General features: G+C 72.5%; 14 protein-coding genes. 10 read left to right on the top strand and 4 right to left on the bottom strand.

Features of this window, described 5'->3' with window-relative positions; translation table 11 throughout:
* Window positions 1–65: 65 nt before the first annotated feature.
* Window positions 66–599 (top strand): hypothetical protein, encoded by a 534-nt coding sequence (locus AB0M36_RS11875; protein ID WP_364155610.1) that lies wholly within the window; start codon window positions 66–68, stop codon window positions 597–599.
* Between the two features lie 230 nt (window positions 600–829).
* On the opposite strand, the gene fdhA is transcribed toward AB0M36_RS11875, so the two are convergent.
* The gene (gene fdhA / locus AB0M36_RS11870; protein WP_364155608.1) at window positions 830–2,068 is read right to left on the bottom strand and encodes a formaldehyde dehydrogenase, glutathione-independent; all 1,239 of its coding nucleotides are present in this window, start codon (window positions 2,066–2,068) and stop codon (window positions 830–832) included.
* Between the two features lie 67 nt (window positions 2,069–2,135).
* The gene (locus AB0M36_RS11865) at window positions 2,136–4,220 is read right to left on the bottom strand and encodes a GGDEF domain-containing protein (protein WP_364155606.1); all 2,085 of its coding nucleotides are present in this window, start codon (window positions 4,218–4,220) and stop codon (window positions 2,136–2,138) included.
* Window positions 4,221–4,383: 163 nt separating this feature from the next.
* Here AB0M36_RS11865 and AB0M36_RS11860 point away from each other — a divergent pair, with 163 nt between their 5' ends.
* From AB0M36_RS11860 to AB0M36_RS11820, 9 genes are all read left to right on the top strand, one after another.
* A complete protein-coding gene (locus tag AB0M36_RS11860; protein ID WP_364155605.1) occupies window positions 4,384–5,931 on the top strand; it encodes a long-chain fatty acid--CoA ligase in 1,548 nt (515 codons plus the stop codon).
* A 150-nt stretch (window positions 5,932–6,081) separates the two neighbouring features.
* A complete protein-coding gene (locus AB0M36_RS11855) occupies window positions 6,082–7,383 on the top strand; it encodes a hypothetical protein (RefSeq protein WP_364155603.1) in 1,302 nt (433 codons plus the stop codon).
* Window positions 7,383–8,339, top strand: coding sequence for a glutamate ABC transporter substrate-binding protein (locus tag AB0M36_RS11850; protein ID WP_364155602.1), 957 nt, complete (start codon window positions 7,383–7,385; stop codon window positions 8,337–8,339). Before AB0M36_RS11855 ends, AB0M36_RS11850 begins: the two co-directional genes overlap by 1 nt.
* A gap of 4 nt (window positions 8,340–8,343) precedes the next feature.
* Window positions 8,344–9,510: a hypothetical protein gene (locus tag AB0M36_RS11845; RefSeq protein WP_364155600.1), complete on the top strand. Its 1,167-nt coding sequence runs from the start codon at window positions 8,344–8,346 to the stop codon at window positions 9,508–9,510.
* Entirely contained in the window at window positions 9,511–11,751 is a 2,241-nt protein-coding gene (locus AB0M36_RS11840) for a tetratricopeptide repeat protein (RefSeq protein ID WP_364155599.1), read from the top strand. It begins immediately after the preceding gene.
* Window positions 11,748–12,725, top strand: a complete 978-nt coding sequence (locus tag AB0M36_RS11835; RefSeq protein WP_364155597.1) for a PP2C family serine/threonine-protein phosphatase — start codon at window positions 11,748–11,750, stop codon at window positions 12,723–12,725. Before AB0M36_RS11840 ends, AB0M36_RS11835 begins: the two co-directional genes overlap by 4 nt.
* Window positions 12,726–12,735: 10 nt before the next feature.
* Window positions 12,736–14,001, top strand: a complete 1,266-nt coding sequence (locus AB0M36_RS11830) for a VWA domain-containing protein (protein ID WP_364155595.1) — start codon at window positions 12,736–12,738, stop codon at window positions 13,999–14,001.
* Window positions 13,998–14,630: an FHA domain-containing protein gene (locus tag AB0M36_RS11825; RefSeq protein WP_364155593.1), complete on the top strand. Its 633-nt coding sequence runs from the start codon at window positions 13,998–14,000 to the stop codon at window positions 14,628–14,630. Before AB0M36_RS11830 ends, AB0M36_RS11825 begins: the two co-directional genes overlap by 4 nt.
* Window positions 14,631–14,687: 57 nt before the next feature.
* Window positions 14,688–15,128, top strand: a complete 441-nt coding sequence (locus AB0M36_RS11820) for a DUF1707 domain-containing protein (protein ID WP_364155592.1) — start codon at window positions 14,688–14,690, stop codon at window positions 15,126–15,128.
* A 28-nt stretch (window positions 15,129–15,156) separates the two neighbouring features.
* On the opposite strand, the gene AB0M36_RS11815 is transcribed toward AB0M36_RS11820, so the two are convergent.
* Complete coding sequence (locus AB0M36_RS11815; RefSeq protein ID WP_364155590.1) at window positions 15,157–15,825, bottom strand: GNAT family N-acetyltransferase; 669 nt, start codon at window positions 15,823–15,825, stop codon at window positions 15,157–15,159.
* Window positions 15,826–15,834: 9 nt separating this feature from the next.
* Complete coding sequence (locus AB0M36_RS11810) at window positions 15,835–17,787, bottom strand: alpha amylase C-terminal domain-containing protein (protein ID WP_364155588.1); 1,953 nt, start codon at window positions 17,785–17,787, stop codon at window positions 15,835–15,837.
* Between the last annotated feature and the right edge of the window lie 335 nt (window positions 17,788–18,122).

The following is an 18,122-nucleotide window of genomic DNA, read 5'->3' as shown; positions in this document are numbered from 1 at the left end:
CAGGGGCATGAGCTAGCAGCCCGACCTCGGCTACAGTGACGCCCCCTCATGGCTACACCGGCGTAGTGAATGCCCAGACGAAGAACTGGGAGATCACCGGTAAGGAGTACGTCGTCCGCCGAGTCGGAACAGAGCTCTACGTGCAGGCGAGCGGCAAGACACTGGAATCCATGATCCTCCTACCGGCCACCACTGCCCACCTGAAAGCGGGCGGCTGGGTCCACAGCCGACTGCCGAACGGCCGCGAACTGTCCGTGGTCTTCCACGACGCCTTCCCCTGGAACCAGGCCAATCCAGCGACCCGTGCCACCGGCATTTCCAGGACCGGTACTCGCTCGTTCTCCGGCAAACTCACCGTCAAGGACACAAGGCCCAGTTCGCGACAGCGCCCGAGCATCGACATGAGGATCGGCGCAGAACTCGACGAACAGGGACGCTTCGCCAGGGTCAGCCGCGACTTCCTTGCGAAGTCCCCCGATCAGAACACGGTATTCACGTTCTCGGACTACGGGGTGCAGGCCGACATCGCGGCACCGCCGCCCAGCGACGTGGTCGAGGAAGACAATCCGTCGTTCCTCGCCAGCACCCTCCTTTTCTAACCGGTTCGGCGCGTGTGGTGTAGGAGTACCTACAAATCACCCACCACAGGGAAGGCACCAACCGCGCCAAGCAGGTTGAAAGACGACCTGAGCGCGGACCCGCGTCCGCCCGGCGGTCGCGCAACGGCTCGGACGGCGCAGTCCCGCCGCGGTGTGCGGCGGGACCTCGCTGTGGCCGTACCCGAAAGGGCTGTGGCCGTTCCTGAAAGGGCTGTGGCCGTGCCTGAAAATCAGGAGCGGATCATGCCGTGCGGGTCGAGGACGTATTTGCGGGCCGCGCCCTCGTCGAATTCCTGGTAGCCGCGCGGTGCCTGGTCGAGCGGGATCGGGGTGGCGTTGACGTTCTTGGCGATCCGCACCCGGTCGTGCAGGATGGCCATCATCAGTTCGCGGTTGTACTTCATCACCGGGCATTGGCCGGTGACGAAGGAGTGGGACTTGGCCCAGCCCAGCCCGAGCCGGATGGACAGCGAGCCGATCTTCGCCGCCTCGTCCACGCCGCCGGGGTCGCCGGTGACGTAGAGGCCGGGGACGCCGATCGCGCCGCCGGCGCGGGTGAGGTCCATCAGGGAGTTCAGGACCGTGGCCGGCATCTCTGTCGCCGCGTCGACGCCGTGGCCGCGCGCTTCGAAGCCCACCGCGTCGACCGCCGCGTCGACGAGCGGTTGGCCGATCGACGGGGCGTCCTTGCCGAGGATCTGCTGGACCTGGTCGACCGGGTCGCCGCGGCTGACGTCGACGGTCTCACAGCCGAAGCTGCGGGCCTGGGCCAGTCGCTGCTCGTTGAGGTCGCCGACGATGACGACCGCGGCGCCGAGCAGGTAGGCGGAGGTGGCGGCGGCCAGGCCGACCGGGCCCGCGCCCGCGATGTAGACGGTGGAGCCGGTGGTGACGCCGGCGCTGACGCAGCCGTGGTAGCCGGTCGGGAAGATGTCGGTCAGCATGGCCAGGTCGAGGATCTTCTCCAGGGCCTGGTCGCGGTCCGGGAACGGCAGCAGGTTCCAGTCCGCGTACGGGACCATCACGTACTCGGCCTGACCGCCGACCCAGCCGCCCATGTCGACGTAGCCGTACGCCGAGCCGGGCCGGTCCGGGTTGACGTTGAGGCACACGCCGGTGCGGCGTTCCTTGCAGTTGCGGCACCGGCCGCAGGAGATGTTGAACGGCACCGAGCAGATGTCGCCCACCTTGATGAACTCGACGTCGCGGCCGATGTCGACGACCTCGCCGGTGATCTCGTGGCCGAGCACGAGCCCCTCGGGCGCCGTCGTGCGGCCGCGGACCATGTGCTGGTCGCTGCCGCAGATGTTGGTCGCGACGGTCTTGAGGATGGCGCCGTGCGGCGTCCTGCGCCCGACGTTGGCCTTGTTGACGCCGGGGCCGTCCTTCATCTCGTACGTCGGGTAGTCGGTGTCGCGGATCTCCACCTTGCCAGGGCCCTGGTAGACGACCGCTTTGTTGCCTGCCATCGGCTTTCGCTCCCTTCCTGGCGCTTTTAACGCCATCCTGCTCGCGGAACAGGCGGAGGAGAACGCGCTATTGTTTCGACGCTTGTCGATACTCGCTAAGCTCGCAAACCGCCGTCGGCTCGGCGGTCGGCGGCTCGGTGCGCCGGCTGCGGCCGCGGCCCGAGGCGCTCTTGTGGTCGTAGAGGTCGGCGTCGGCGTGCGCGTACAACTCGTCGAACTCCCCGCCGTGCTCGCCCAGGACGGCGATGCCGATGCTCGCGCCGATCCGGGCCTCGATCGCCGACCGCAGATCGTCGGCGGCCCGTTCGACGTCCGGCGCGTCGTGCGAGGTGAGCAGGACGACGAACTCGTCGCCGCCGAGCCGGCCGACGACGTCGTGGGAGTGCAGACCCTCCTTCAGGGTGGTGGCCACCCACACCAGCAGGTCGTCGCCCGCGGCGTGCCCGTGCACGTCGTTGACCTGCTTGAAGCCGTCCAGGTCGATCAGCAGCAGCGCCAGGGCCCGGTGGTGGCGCTGGGCGTGCGACAGTTCGGCGGCGAACCGCTCGGTGAACCCCCGCCGGTTGAGGGCCGAGGTGAGCGGGTCGGTGCGCGACAGCTCGCTCAGCCGGCGCCGCTGCCGCGCGGCTTCCTCGGCCTTGCGCGCGCACACCAGGGTGACCGCCAGGGCACCGTTGAGGTGGCACAGGGCGAACCAGATGCTGGGCGTGCCGACGAAGAACGCGATGCCCAGATAACCGAGAGCGATCGCCGCGACCAGCGGGCGGCCCAGGCGTGGCGTCGTCATGACGATGAACGGCATCGGGGCAAACAGGCCGAAGGCGAGGGGGCTGCCGGCCCCGCCGTCCAGGGCCACGACCGTGAGGGCGATGGCGAACTGCACCACCGTGACCGCCATGACGAGACCACCGGCGGCGGCATGCCGGCTCAGAGGCGTGGCCAGCAGCCGCACCGTCACACCGACGATGATCGCCGCCGTCATCAGCACACCCAGCAGCAGGCGGTGCGGATGGCCGGCGGCGAATCCCAGGACGAACAGCATGCCGACGGCCGGGTCGGCGGCGCCCAGCAAGCCACCGGCGGCGATGGCACGGCGGCGGCGCTCCAGCGGCGAGACGGTCGGCCGCTCGGGCGCGGACGGCTCGCTGAGTACCCGGGAGACCGCCTCGGCGCCCGGCATCTGCCGGTTCCGGCTGGCCTTGTCCGCGTAGACGCGCTCGTCGGCGAGCTGCTTGAGCTCCTCGGCGGTGCCCGCCTCGGCCGGGTAGCAGGCGAAACCGATGCTGGCGGACGCGGTGCCGTCGAGGGCGGCGTACAGCCGCTCCACCACGATGGCGGCGCCCTCGGCGTCGATGCCGCTGAGCACCGCGGCGAACTCGTCGCCGCCCACCCGGCCGACCGCGTCGTGCGCGCGCAGCTGCTCGATCAGGGTCCGGCCGGTGAAGGCCAGGAGTTCGTCGCCGGCGCGGTGGCCGTACGTGTCGTTGATCGCCTTGAAGGAGTCCAGGTCGATCAGGAGCAGCACGGCCGGATCACCCGTACGCGCCGCCTCGGCGAGCTCCCCGGCGAGGCGCTCGTCGAAGCCGCGGCGGTTGAGGCAGTGGGTGAGCGGGTCGATCCGGGACTGCTCGGCGAGCCGGCGCCGCAGCGACGCCATCGCGCCGGCGTACCGCAGGCAGGTGGCGGCTACGCAGATGATGCCGACGGTGTAGATGGCCGCGTATCCCGGTGGCGCCGGTCCCCCGGTCAGGACCACCACCCAGTAGGCGACGGCGCTGAACGCGCCGGTGACCACGAACGGGCGCGGCGGCATGGTGACGGCGAAGAGCATGACGGCGAACGGCAGCAGCGCGCCCATCGTGCTGTACACGCCGCCGTCGAGCCACGCCAGGGCCGCGTACGCCTCCACGGTCGCGACCAGGGTGGTCAACTGCACCATCCGGCGCAGCCGGGACCGGGCGATCAACCTCGCCGTGGCCGCCGTGAGCAGGGAGAGGCTCAGCAGCACGGCCACCACGACAGCCATGGCCGGGCGGTGCTCGCCCGACCAGGTGCTCGCCAGATACGGCACGCACAACAGGGGCACCACGGCGGCGCGCAGCGCGCTGTTCCGTACCGCCCGGACGCGGGCGTGCGGCAGCGGGCTCGGCATGGATGCGATCCCTTCGGCACGGCGGTCGGACGGCGGCATCCCCTCCCATCGGCAGCCCGGGGCCCGAGGTAAGGAAGCGGAGAGCAACCCGAGGTTTACCTACCGCATGCCGGCATGCTGGGATCGACATCGACGTCACGCGAATATGTCGAGGAGACCACGCATGCTCAATCTCTCCGTGTTCCTGGAGGACAGCGCCCGGCACTATCCGGAGCGCGCGGCGGTCGTCCTGGGCGACCAGCGACTGTCGTACGCGCAGGTGAACGCGGCCGCCAACCAGGTGGCCGACCTGCTCGTCTCGCGCGGCATCCGGCCGGGCGACAAGGTCGCGCTGTCCTGCCCGAACCTGCCCTACTTCCCGATCGTGTACTACGGCATCCTCAAGGCCGGCGCGGTCGTGGTGCCGCTGAACGTCCTGCTCAAGGGCCGGGAGGTCGCCTACCACCTCGCCGACTCGCAGGCCCGCGCGTACTTCTGCTTCGAGGGCTCGGCCGAGCTCCCGATGGGCGCCGAGGGCCACACGGGCTACACCGCCACCGAGGGCTGCGAGCACTTCTTCCTCATCACCGCCGACCCGGCCGCGCCGACGCCGATCGAGGGCGCCGAGACGCTGGGGCGGGCCCTCGCCGGCCGGTCGCCGGTCTTCGAGACGGTCCTCGCGGCCGAGACCGACCCGGCCGTCATCCTCTACACCAGTGGCACCACCGGGCAGGCCAAGGGCGCCGAGCTGAGCCACTCCAACCTCATCCTCAACGCGCTCACCTGCAACCGGCTGTTCCAGACCCGGCCCGGCACCGACACCCACCTGCTGGTGCTGCCGCTGTTCCACTCGTTCGGCTCGACGGTGAACATGAACGCCGGCTTCTCCTCGGCGGCGACCCTGGTGCTCATGCCGCGCTTCGAGGCCGCCGGGGCGGTGAAGCTGCTGCAGAGCGAGGACGTGACGTTCTTCGCGGGCGTCCCGACGATGTACTGGGGCCTGCTGAACGCCCTCTCCGAGGGCGTGGACGTCGAGAAGATCGCCCGCACCATGCGCATCGCGGTCAGCGGCGGCTCCAGCCTGCCCGTGGAGATCATCAAGGAGGTCAAGGCCCGCTTCGGGGTGCAGATCCTCGAGGGGTACGGCCTGAGCGAGACCTCGCCGGTGGCCACCTTCAGCGATCCGGACAGCGAGCCCCGCCCCGGCTCGATCGGCATCCCCATCTGGGGCGTCGAGGTCCGGCTCGTCGACGAGTCCTGGAACACCGTCGAGGGCGTGGACGAGATCGGCGAGATCGCCATCCGCGGCCACAACATCATGCGCGGCTACTACAACCGCCCGGAGGCCACCGCGGAGGTCATGAACAACGGCTGGTTCCGCACCGGCGACCTGGCCCGGCGCGACAAGGACGGCTTCTACTACATCGTCGACCGCGCCAAGGACATGATCATCCGGGGCGGCTTCAACGTCTATCCGCGCGAGATCGAGGAGATCCTGCTGACCCACGAGGGTGTGTCGCTCGCCGCGGTCATCGGCGTGCCCCACCCGAGCCACGGCGAGGAGATCAAGGCGTACGTCATCCGCAAGGAGGGCGCCACCGTCACCGAGGAGGAACTCGGCGCCTGGGCCAAGGAGCAGATGGCGAGCTACAAGTACCCGCGCGTCATCACTTTCGTGGATTCGTTGCCGATGACGGCCACCGGCAAGCTGCTCAAGCGCGCCCTTACCTGATCCTTACCCGGACGGGCCCGCAGGGTGATCCCGCGGGCCCGTCCGGGTGCATAGAATCTGTCGATCCGCGGCGGGCGAAGATCGTTTGCGCCGGTGCGGCACAGTGTCTCCGGTGAGCGTCCCACCACGCGTTGCATCGACGGAGGAAGCTTGAGCACAGCCCAGCTCGACCGGCCGGAGAGCACCGTGCTCCCGGCGACGAGCAGGGTCCTGCGCCGGGTGGGCCAGCTCAGGCACACCTCCCCCGGTCGGCTCCGGCTGATCCTGGCCGCGCTGGTCGTCCTGGGCCTGCTGACCGGCCTCGTGGCCGGCCTCACCGCCGCGTCGGCCCGGGCCGGCACCGACGACCTGGAGGGTCGTGCCCAGCCGCTGCTCGTGGAGGCGGAGACCGTCTACTCGGCGCTGGCCGACGCCGACACCACCGCCGCGCAGGCGTTCCTGGCCGGCGGGCTGGAGCCGGCCGAGCTGACCCGCCGCTACGAAGCCGACCTGGTCCGGGCCACCACCGCGCTGACCTCGGCGGCCCGGCGTACGCCCGCGAACGGCGCCGCGGCGGCGGCGATCCGCACGCTGTCGGCCGACATCCCGCGCTATGCGGCGCTGGTCGCCAGCGCCCGGGCCAACAACCGCCAGGGCTTGCCGGTCGGCGCGGCGTACCTGTCGACCGCCTCCCAGCTCAGCCGCGACTCGTTGCAGCCGCACGCGCAGCTCCTCTTCCGCAGCGCCCAGGCCGAGGTCGACGACGGCTACTCCCGCGCGCGCAGCACGGCCTGGACGGCGCTGCTCGTGGTCCTGCTCCTCGCCCTGCTCGTGACGCTCGTGCTCGCCCAGCGTCACCTCAGCCGCACCACCCGGCGCACCTTCAACGTGCCGCTGGTCGCCGCCACCGGCGGCACGCTCCTGCTGACCCTGGCGACCGCGACGGTTCTCGTCGGACAGCGCGCACACCTGTCCAGCGCCGGCGAACAGGGATCGCGACCGGTCGCGATGCTCGCCGAGGCGCGGATCCTGGCACTGCGCGAACGCGGCGACGAGGCCCTGACCCTGGCGGCCCGCGCCGGCGAGGGCTCTCTGGAAACGGACTTCGACGAGACCGACCGCAAGCTCGGCGCCCTGCTGGACGACCTCGCCCGGGAGGTGGACGTCGAGGCCGCGGTGCGAGAGCGCGGCGACTACGTCATCGCCCACGACAAGGTGCGCGCGCTCGACAACGGCGGCAACTACGAGGGCGCGGTCAAGCTGGCGATCGGCGCGACGACGACGCGGACCTTCGCCGGGCTCACCGACGGCCTCGGGCGCGCGCTGGACGGCCGCAAGGACGTCTTTACCCACGAGATCGCCGCCGCCGGGCAGGGCCTGGGTCTGCTCACCGTGCTGGGCCCGCTGCTCGCCCTGGCCGTCTGCGCGCTCGCCGCCGCCGGCATCCGCGCCCGCCTCGAGGAGTACCGCTGATGCGCACCCGCGCCGCCGCCGTCGCCGCCGCGCTCACCCTGCTGGCCGTGGCCGGATGCTCCGGCGACTCGTCGCGACGGCCGGTGTCCGGCCCGTCCGCCGGGGCCGCGACGGCCGGCCCGGGAACCGCCGCGGACACCTCCTGCGACCCGCGTGCCAGCCGGCGCCCGTCCGGAGCCCTGCCGAAGCCGGGGGCCATGCCCGCGGGCAGCCACATGCGCGCGATCCAGGACCGGGGCCGGTTGATCATCGGCACCAGCCAGGACACGCTGCTGTTCAGCTCGCGCAACCCGTTCACCGGCAAAATCGAGGGCTTCGACGTCGACATGGGCCGGCAGATCGCCGAGGCCATCTTCGGCAACCCCGACAAGATCCAGATCAGGGTCATCGGGTACGACGAACGCGTCGAGGCCGTCGACGCCGAGAACCCGGTCGACATCGTCGCCGACACGATGACCGCCACCTGTTCCCGGTGGAAGGACGTCGACTTCTCCTCGATCTACTACGAGGCCGGGCAGAAGGTGCTCGTCTCCTCCACCTCGGACGCCCGCAGCCTCGACGACCTCGCCGGCAGAAGCGTCTGCGCCGCCGAGGGCTCCACCTCGTTCGACACCATCGCCGCCGCCCGGAGCAAGCCAATCGCCGTGGCGCGGCCCGGCTTCGGCGCCTGCCTCGTCGCCTTCCAGCGCAACGAGGTCGACGCCATCTCCACCGACGACACCATCCTGGCCGGGCTCGCCGCGCAGGACCCGTACGCGAAGGTCGTCGGACTGCCCCTGACCCAGGAGCCGTACGGGTTGGCGATCTCGAACAAGCACCCCGAGTTCACCCGGTTCGTCAACGCGGTCCTGGAGAAGAACCGCGCGAACGGCACCTGGAAGCGGACCTACGAGCGGTGGCTCGGCGACGTCGGTCCGGCGGCGCCGCGGCCGCCGGTCGCGCGATACCGGGACTGACCCGATGATCGCCCGCGCCGACACCGAACTCTCCCGGCTGGAGTCCGCCGCCGCCGTGATCGCGACCAACCTGGTCGAGCTCGACGACAACGAGGCCCGCAAGGACCTCGACCGGGGTCCGCTCACCGGCGCGACCGCGGCCGCCTGGGCCGACGCCTCCGCCGCGCTGACCCGGCTGTGGGAGGGCTACGGCCTGCTGACCACGCTGATCACCTCGGCGCGGGCGGCGCGCGGCCAGCGCCGGTTCGGCGACGCCGAGCGCGCGGCGTACGTCGACCAGGTGCTCGGGCGGTCGATCACGCTCTCCACGACCACCGTCCCGCTCGCCCAGCGGGGACTGCTCGGCCCCGGCCGGGTCGCCACCACCTGCTCCCCCGCCGAGTTGCTGTCCGCGATGGAGACCGCCTTCCGGACCGCGGTGGCGGTGGCCGCCAGGGCGGCCGACGTGTGGCACCGGCTGACGCCCGCCGCCGCGGACGCCGCCGCCCGCGTCGCGCACCTGCGGACGCTGACCCGCTCGGCCGCCCTCGACGAGGCGGACCGGCGGCTCGGCGACTTCACCTCGGCGCTGGCGACCGACCCGCTGGGCTGCGACGCACGCGCGCTCGACGCGGTGCGCGCGCTCGTCGAGCGGGCCGACGCGGAACGCACCTCGGCCGCCGAACTGCGGGAGGCGCTGACCCAGCGGCTCGCCGACGCGCGGGCCCTCGCGGGCCGGGTCGCGGACGCGGCCCGCACCGCCGAGGCCGCCGAGGAATCGGTCGCCGGGCGGTTCGCCGACGCCGACATCGCCGCCGTGCCCGGTTCGGACCCGCGCCCCGACCTGGTCGCCATCGACGCCCTCGCGGCGGCCGGGCAGTGGGCGCTGATCAGCCCGCGGCTCGCCGCCTGGAACAGGGACGCCCGGGATCGGCTCGCCGCCCTCGAGGCCGCCGCGGCACGCAACACCGCGCTCCTGGCCGGGCGCAACGAGTTGCGGGGCCGTTTCGACGCGTACCGGGCCAAGGCGGGCAGCCGGGGTTTCGCCGAGGAGGCCACGCTCCTGCCGCTCGCGGAGGAGGCGCACGCCGCGCTCTACACCGCACCCTGCGACCTGGACGCGGCACGGGCGGCCGTGGCGGCGTACCAGGAGGCGGTCTCCGCGCTGACGACCCCGAGGGAGGGCCGGTAGATGGGTTGCCCGCGCGACTGTCCAGGCACGATCGAGGACGGGTACTGCGACACCTGCGGGATGGCGCCGCCCCGGCCCGGCACGGCGCCGCCACAGCGCACCGCCCCGTCGGTCCCCACCGCGCCGTCGGTCCCCACCACGCCGTCGGTCCGGACCGCGCCGTCGGTCGCCGCGTCCGTGCGGACGGGTGCATCTGCGCGGACCGGCAGCGCGCGGACCGGCAGCGCGCGGACCGGCAGCGCGCGGACCGGCACCCGGCGGCGCCGGTTCGGCGGCGGACTGGTCGACGTGGCCCCGCTGCCGCCGCGGGACCCGGCGACCGCCGTCATGGCCGTCGCCGAGGTGCCCGAGGACCGGCGGCACTGCGGCGCCTGCGCCCAACCCGTCGGACGCGCCCGCGGTGACCGGCCCGGGCGAACCTCCGGCTTCTGCTCCTCCTGCGGCGCGGCCTTCGACTTCGCCCCCAAGCTCGACAAGGGCGACCTGGTCGGCGGCCAGTACGAGGTGGTCGGCGCGCTCGCCCACGGCGGCCTCGGCTGGATCCACCTGGCCGTCGACAAACGCGTCTCGGACCGGTGGGTGGTGCTCAAGGGCATCCTCAACTCCGGCGACCGGGACTCGCTGGCGGCGGCGGTGGCCGAGCGGCGCTTCCTCGCCGAGGTCGAGCACCCCAACATCGTCAGGATCTACAACTTCGTCGAGCACGACGGCGCCGGCTACATCGTCATGGAGTACGTCGGCGGCGACTCGCTCAAGGACATCCTCAAGGACCGGCGGGCCGCCAAGGGCGCCCCCGACCCGCTCGGCGTCGACCAGGCGCTGGCCTACGTCCTGGAGATCATGCCGGCGTTCGGCTACCTGCACGAGCGGGGCCTGATCTTCTGCGACTTCAAGCCGGACAACGTCATCCAGACCGGCGACCAGGTCAAGCTCATCGACCTCGGCGGCGTAGTGCACGTCGACGACCACGACGCCGCGCTCTACGGCACGGTCGGCTACCAGGCGCCGGAACTGGCGCACGCCGGACCGTCGGTCCAGAGCGACCTCTACACCGTCGGCCGGACCCTGGCCGTGCTCACCACCGACTTCCGCGGCTACCAGACCACGTTCAAGGAAAGCCTGCCCGACGCGGGCGAGTTCGCGGCCTACCGCGAACACGACTCGTTCCACCGGTTGCTGCGGCGGGCCACCCACCCCGATCCCGCCGAGCGGTTCACCGACGCCGCCGAGATGTCCGAACAGATGTTGGGTGTGCTGCGCGAGGTGCTGGCCGCCGGCGGTGAGCCGCATCCCGCCACCTCCCGCCTGTTCACCGGCGAGTTGCGCACCGACACCCGCGTCGACGAGCCGGACTGGCGGTTCCTGCCGGCGCCGCTCATCGACCTCACCGATCCCGCGGCGGCGTTCCTCGCCTCGGTGACCGTCACCGACCCCCGGCAGGTGCTCACCCTGCTCGGGCGGGCACCCGAGCACACGGTCGAGGTGCGGCTGCGGGCGCTGCGGGCGTACCTCGACCTCGGGACGGACGGGTTCGCGGAGGCCACCCGGCTGCGCGACGCATCGGCCACCTTCCCGGACGACTGGCGGATCGCCTGGTACGACGGGGTACTCGGGCTGGCAGCCGGCGACCTCGACCGGGCCCGGGAACGGTTCGACGCCGTCTACTCGGCGCTGCCCGGCGAGCTCGCGCCCAAGCTCGCGCTCGGGTTCGGCCTCGAACGGGCCGGGCGGCACACCGAGGCGGCCAGGTACTACGACGTGGTCAGCCGCACCGATCCGGCGTACACCACCGCCGCGGCGGGGCTGGCGCGGTGCCGGCTCGCCGCCGGGGACCGCGACGGGGCGGTCGAGGCGTACCACCGGGTGCCGGGCACGTCGGCCGCGTACCGGGGCTCCCAGGTCGGCGCCGTACGCGCTCTGGTCCGGCCGCATCCGTCGGCGCCGCCCGCGGTCGCCGCCCTGACCACCGCGGCCGCGCTGATCAACCGCCTGGAACTGGAGGCCGCCGCGCTCGCCGCCCTGCGGGCCGAACTGCTCGACCAGGCGCTCACCGTGCTGCGCGGCGGAGCCCAGGTGCCGGCGGCGGTGCTGGGCGGCGCCGGCGACGGTGTCGCCTCCGAACGGGACCTGCGGTTCGCCCTGGAGGCCGCGTACCGGGAGATGGCCCGGGCCGCCCAGGGCGACGAGAAGATCCGGCTCGTCGACCTCGCCAACGTCTCCCGGCCGAGGACCCGCACATGAGCGTGGTCACGGGGTGCGCCTCGTGCGGCGACGAGCGGGCGGCCGGCGCGGCGTTCTGCGAGAGCTGCGGCAGGACGCTCGCCACCGGCACGCCACCGGCGGCCGGCGCCGACTGCCCCGCCTGCGGCACGACCGACGCCGTCGGCGCCGACGGATACTGCGGCCACTGCGGCCGGCTCGTCGTGCGGCCACGCGACCACGCCGAGACCGCCGTCGCGACGGTGGCCGCCGCGGTGACCGACCGCGGGCTGCGCCACCACCGCAACGAGGACGCCATGTGGCTGGCTGCCCGGGACGCCGACGTCGACGCGGTGGTCTGCGACGGCGTGTCCGCCTCCTTCGACCCGGACATCGCCTCCGAGGTCGCCGTCGAGGCCGCGGGCCGGGTGCTCGCTTCCGGCGTGCCGGCCGATTCGCCGGGCGGCCTGGCCGCGCGGGTCGGCGCCGCGATCGCCGTCGCCGGCGCCGCCGTCGCCGCCCTTGCCTCCACCGGCGATCCGCGCCGGGCGGCCTCGAACCCCGCGTGCACGATCGTCGCCGCCTGCGTCCGGGGGCGGGAGATCGGGTACGGCTGGGTCGGTGACAGCCGCGCGTACTGGATCCCGGACGAGGGTGACGCCGAGCAGCTCACCGAGGACGACTCGTGGGCCGCCCACGCCATCGGGCTCGGCATCGACCCGCGGGCCGCCGCCGTCGACCCCCGCGCGCACGCCATCACCGCGTGGCTGGGCGCGGACGCCGGCCCGGTCGAACCCCACACGGCGACGCTGCGGCCGGAACAGCCCGGGCTGCTGGTGCTGTGCAGCGACGGCCTGTGGAACTACCTGAGCGACCCGGTTGAGTTCGCCGCGACGGTCCGCGGCGCCGTACGGAAGGAATCCGATCTGCTCCGCGCCGCCCGGGCGCTGACCGCCCTCGCGAACGAGCGTGGCGGCGCCGACAACATCACCGTCGTCCTCGTACCGATCAACTGAGGGAGAGCCCATGGCATACACCGCCGAGGCGTTCCAGAACGAGTTCCTCGCCCTGGGCGCGACCGAGGTCAACGCGATCGTCACCGTGACGTCGTCCGGTGCGGCCGACGGGCGGCGTACGGCCGGGGCGACCGAGATCATCATCGTGGACTGCTCCGGTTCCATGCAGGCCGAGGGCCGCATGGTCGCCGCCCGGCAGGCGGCGAAGGCCGCGGTGGGCTGCATCGACGACGGGGTGCGCTTCGCCATCGTCGCGGGGGTCAGTACGGCACAGCAGCTGTTCCCCGCCCCGGGTCAGCTGGCCGTGGCCTCCCCGCGGACCCGCGCGGACGCGGTCCGCGCCATCGACCGGCTCCAGGCCAACGGCGGCACGGCGATGGGCGCCTGGCTCAAGCTCGCACACCAGCTGTTCGCCCAGCGTCCGGGCGACATCCAGCACGCCATCCTGCTCACCGACGGCGAAAACGGCGAGTACAAGGGCTACCTGGACAGCGTGCTGCGGGAGATCGGCGGCTCGTTCACCTGCGACTGCCGCGGCGTGGGCACCAACTGGCAGGTCGCCGAGCTGCGCAAGATCGCCACGGCGATGCTCGGCACCGCCGACATCGTGGCCCACCCGCGGGACCTGACCGCGGCCTTCACCCAGATGATGACCACGGCGATGGGCAAGACCAGCGCCGACGTGCAGCTCAAGATCTGGACCCCGGTGAACTCGACCATCCGCCTCGTCAAGCAGGTCGAGCCGCAGATGGTCGACCTGACCGGCAAACGTACGCCGGACGGCCCCCGCGCCGGTCGCTATCCGCTGGGCGCCTGGGGCGCGGAGAGCCGCGACTATCAGATCTGCGTCGACGTGCCGGCGGGCGCGGCGGGCGACGAGATGCTCGCGGCCCGGGTGTCGGTCGTGGAGGGCGAGGAAGCGCTCGCCCAGTGCCTGGTCCGCGCGGTGTGGACCGAGGACGCCGCGCTGTCGGCCCGGATCGACCGCCAGGTCGCCCACTACACCGGGCAGGCGGAGTTGGCCGACGTCATCCAGGCCGGCATCGAGGCCCGCAAGGCCGGCGACGACCACACCGCCACCCTGAAGTTCGGCCGGGCGGCCCAGCTCGCGCACGCGAGCGGCAACACCGCCACCGAGCAGCTCCTGGCGACCGTCGTGGAAATCGAGGACGCGGCAACCGGCACGGTACGGCTGCGCCGCAGGGTGGAAGCGGCGGACGAGATGGCGCTGGACACCCGCTCGACGAAGACGGTCCGGGTGGGACGCGCCCGGTGACCACGTACGCCTGCCCCAAGGGTCACGCCTCCACGACGGACGACTACTGCGACACCTGCGGTGCCCGGGTCACCGGCGGGACCCCGCCGCCCGCGGTGGTGGCATCGCCCGACCCTCGTGAAGCCTGCCCGCACTGTGGCGCGCCGCGGACCGGGTCGGGCCGGTTCTGCGAGGACTGCGGCCTCGACCACCTCACCGGCAAGATTCCCGCGCTTGCTGCGCCCGTCCCCGCCCCGGCGGCCTGGACGGCGACGATCGCCGCCGACCGGGAGTATTTCGAGGCCAACGCCGTCGAGGGAGCGGACTTCCCCACCGAGACGCGGACCCGCACGGTGAACCTGCCGCCGCCGCAGCTGCGCATCGGCCGCCGCAGCACCTCGAAGGGCACCGAGCCGGAGATCGACCTCGCGGACGACGACCCCGGCGTCTCGCACCACCACGCCCTGCTGACCTTCAGCGTGGCCGGCGAGTGGCTGCTCTGCGACCTGGGCTCGACCAACGGCACCTACCTCAACGACGAACCGGAGCCGCTGCCGGAGGGCCGCATCCGCACCCTCGCCGACGGCGACCGCGTGCACGTCGGCGCCTGGACCACGATCACGCTGCACGCGCCCCAGGGCGTGTCCTAGGCGACCTCGTCGATATCCGCCCGGCCAGGGCCGCGGGCGCGATACGGTCAGCCCGCGATGAAGGACGAGCGCATCGGTGCGGTGCACCGCACCCAGGTGATCGACCTGCTGAACCAGGCGCTCGCCGAGGGCCATCTGGCCGAGCCTGCCTACGACCTGAGGATCGTGGCGGTAAGCACCGCGACGTACGCCTCCGACCTGCTCGCCCAGGTCCAGGACCTCCCGCCCCGGCTGCAATGGGATCCCCGCAACGCGGCACCGCCGACCCCGCCGGACTCCAACGCCGGAAAGGGCGCGCTCGCCCTCGGCCTCATCTCCGTGCCGCTGTCCTTCTGCCTGATCGGCGGAATCCTCGGCATCGCCGCCATCGTGCTGAGCACCCGCGGGCGCGGTGCGCACGGGGTCGGACCGGCGCTGATCGGGCGGGTGCTGGGCATCACGAGCATCGCGCTGTCGCTCGGTGCGGTCGGCGCCCTGATCTTCATGGCCCGCTCCTGAACTTCATGGCCCGCTCCTGACGGACCCGTCAGCCGGTGGCCCAGGCGAACGCCATCCGGGTGCGCGGGACGAAGCCCAGCCGCTCGTAGAGCCGGATCGCGCCGGTGTTTGTCTCGGCGACGTGCAGGAACGGCACCTCGCCGCGCGCACGGATGCCCGCGGCCACCGCCCCCACCAACCGGGTGGCCAGGCCGGCGCCGCGATGCGTGTCGTCGGTGCAGACCGCGCTGATCTCGGTGTGGCCGGGCAGGCGCATCCGCTCCCCGGCCATGGCCACGAGCGCGCCGCCGCGACGGATGCCCAGATAGGTGCCGAGGGCCACGGTCCGCTCGCGAAACGGGCCGGGACGGGTGCGTGCCACCAGGTCGAGAACCTCGGGCAGGTCGGCCGCGGTCAGCTCGCGCGCCTCCGGGTCCGGCGCGCCGTGGTAGTCGTGCCCGACGAGTTGCACTCCCGGCACGCCGGGGCGGGCGTCAAAACTCGGCGGGGCGTCCAGGACGAGGCCGACGACCAACGCGCCGGTGCCCGGACCGAGAAGCGTACGCAGGTCGTTCCAGGCCTCACGGTCGGACGGATCGGCGAGGGCGGCGAACGGGCTGACGTCGGGGTGGAAACGGGCGGCGCGGCCGTGCCGGTCGGCGAGACCCGCCTGCGGACCCGTCAACGCGGCCCAGACCGGGTTGTCGAGGGGCTGCACGACACCCGATCATGCCAGGGACTCGTCCCTGGTGAACACGAGGATGCTGTTCGCCGGCAGGGTCAGGACGGCCGACTGGGCGAATCCCTGCCGGGGCGGCCCGTCCGCGTCGACGCCGCCGGCGTTGCCGCGTACCCAAGGGTTGGGGAAATGGTCGTAGTAGTCGCTGTTGAAGACCTCGCGCCAGCGGCCGGACCGCGGAAATCCGAGCGCGAACCCGTCGGCCGTCGACTCCGACAGGCTGACGACTACCACCACGTCCCGACCCTCACCCGGGACCCAGCGCTGCCAGGCGAGCACCCGCTCCCCCGGCTGCCAGACGTGGATCGGGTCGGCCCGCAGCGCCGGAAACGTTCGCCGCAGGTGAATCAGGTCGCGGACGCACCGCCGGAAGTCGGCCATGTGCCGATCGGCGCCGTCCACCCCGTCCCACCAGATCAGCCGGTCGGGACGGTCCGGGCTGTCCGACCAGAGCTTGTCCTCGAGAAACTCCTGGCCCATGAACAGCATCGGGACGCCGGGGGCGGTGAGCAGGACGCCGGTCGCGGCGCGGGACCGGCTGCGGGCGTACCAGGACCGGGCGTCGCCGCCGCCGGCCAGCGCGGCCAGTCGTGGCTCACGGTGGTCGTCCGCGTCCAGCACGAGGTCGTGATTCTCCAGGCATTGGTACGCCTGCCAGCCGTGCTCGAAACCCCACGGCGGCCGCAGCGCCGCACCGATCCGGCCGATACCCACCTCGACGTGCGCGCCGGCCGCCGCCTCGGCCAGCGTCGCCCGCACGGCGTCGCGCAGGGCGTCGGAGTATCCGATGTCGAAGCCCATGCCAGCGGGCGGCCGATGCACGGCCAGCCAGCGATGCCCGCCCCAGTACTCGGCGATCTGCACCGCCCCCGGCTTACGCCTGCGCAGCTGTTCGGTCAGCTCCTGGCAGAGGAACCAGCCGCCCTTCGCGTCCATCACCGACACCTCGTCAAAGCGCAACCCGTCGGCGTGATACTCCTCGAGAAACATGGTGGCGTTGTCGATCAGATAGCGGCGGACCTCCTCCCGGCCGTACCCGAAGACGCGGCCGCCCGCCCAACCCTCAGCGGAGAAGTAGGCGTTGTTGTCCGGCCCCGGATCGGCCGGCAGATCGATGTAGTCCAGGCTCTGCGCGTCAAGGCCGCCGCCGGCATGGTTGTAGACGACGTCGATCAGCACCGCGATCCCGTACAGATGACAGATGTCCACGAAGGCCTTCAGCTGGCTCACCTGCCCGGCGAGCTGCTCGGCGGTCACAGCCCCGGCACCCCGTGCCGCCAACAGCCCGTTCACCACCGCCAGATACGGCCCCAACTCCTCCGGAGCGACGCAGTAGTCCATCTCCGGCGAGAACAGGTCGGTGCCGTTGTAGCCGAGACTCCACTCGCCCTGAAACTCGACGACGGGCAGCGGCTGGACCGCCGTCACCCCCAGCTCGGCGAGATAGGGCACGCGCTGCACGGCGTCGAGCAGCTTCGCGACCCGCTTGGCCCGGATGTCGCCGCCCTGGGCGTCGACGGCATGGAACACTCCGACATGGAACTGATAGACGATCAGATCCGAGAATGCTGGGGTACGGAACCCCGCGTCGTGCCAGGGGTAGGCGTCGCCGTCGACAACGATCGAGTCGCAGTCGGGGTAGCCGTAACGCTCGAGCTCCCGGGCGTAAGGATCGCGCTTGAAGCCGGTGCCGCCACGTCCCTGGACGAGGAAGCGGTACTTGGTGCGCGCACCGACGCCGGGAAAAAATCCGGTCCAGTGACCAGTGCCGGGATCACGCACCAACTCGTCCTGCGGGCGCGGCCGGTACCCGACGGCACCACCGAAGGCGACGTGAACGCGTTCGGCGGCGGGAGCCCAGAATCGGACGGTCACGCCGTCGGCCACCCGCGTCGCTCCCATCGGGGTCCGCGACGTGATGTGATCCTGCACTGCGGGCATGGCGGCGCCTCCTCGACCGGACATGATCCGGGCGGGCGCCGGCCGCCGTGCTGTGCCGTGCGTCTCGTCCGTGAGCGCCACCCGCCACGCCGACGGTAGGGCTTTCGTCGCCGCTGGGCTGCCCGATCCCCGACTTCTGACCAGGCAGATCCCCGACAACGCCCGCAACCGGCCCACGGAACGCCCGCCAACGGCCGATGTCACCGTGCCGTGCTTGAAGCGCAAGCCCGGGGGCGCCAGCCCAGGGGCGCCAGCCCAGGGGCGCCAGCCCAGGGGCGCCAGCACAGGGCGCCAGCACAGGGCGCCAGCCCAGGGGCGCCAGCCCAGGGGCGCCA

The organism is Actinoplanes sp. NPDC051346 (assembly GCF_040682215.1).
Classification (GTDB): Bacteria; Actinomycetota; Actinomycetes; order Mycobacteriales; family Micromonosporaceae; genus Actinoplanes.
This window is presented reverse-complemented; position numbering and strand designations above follow the sequence as displayed.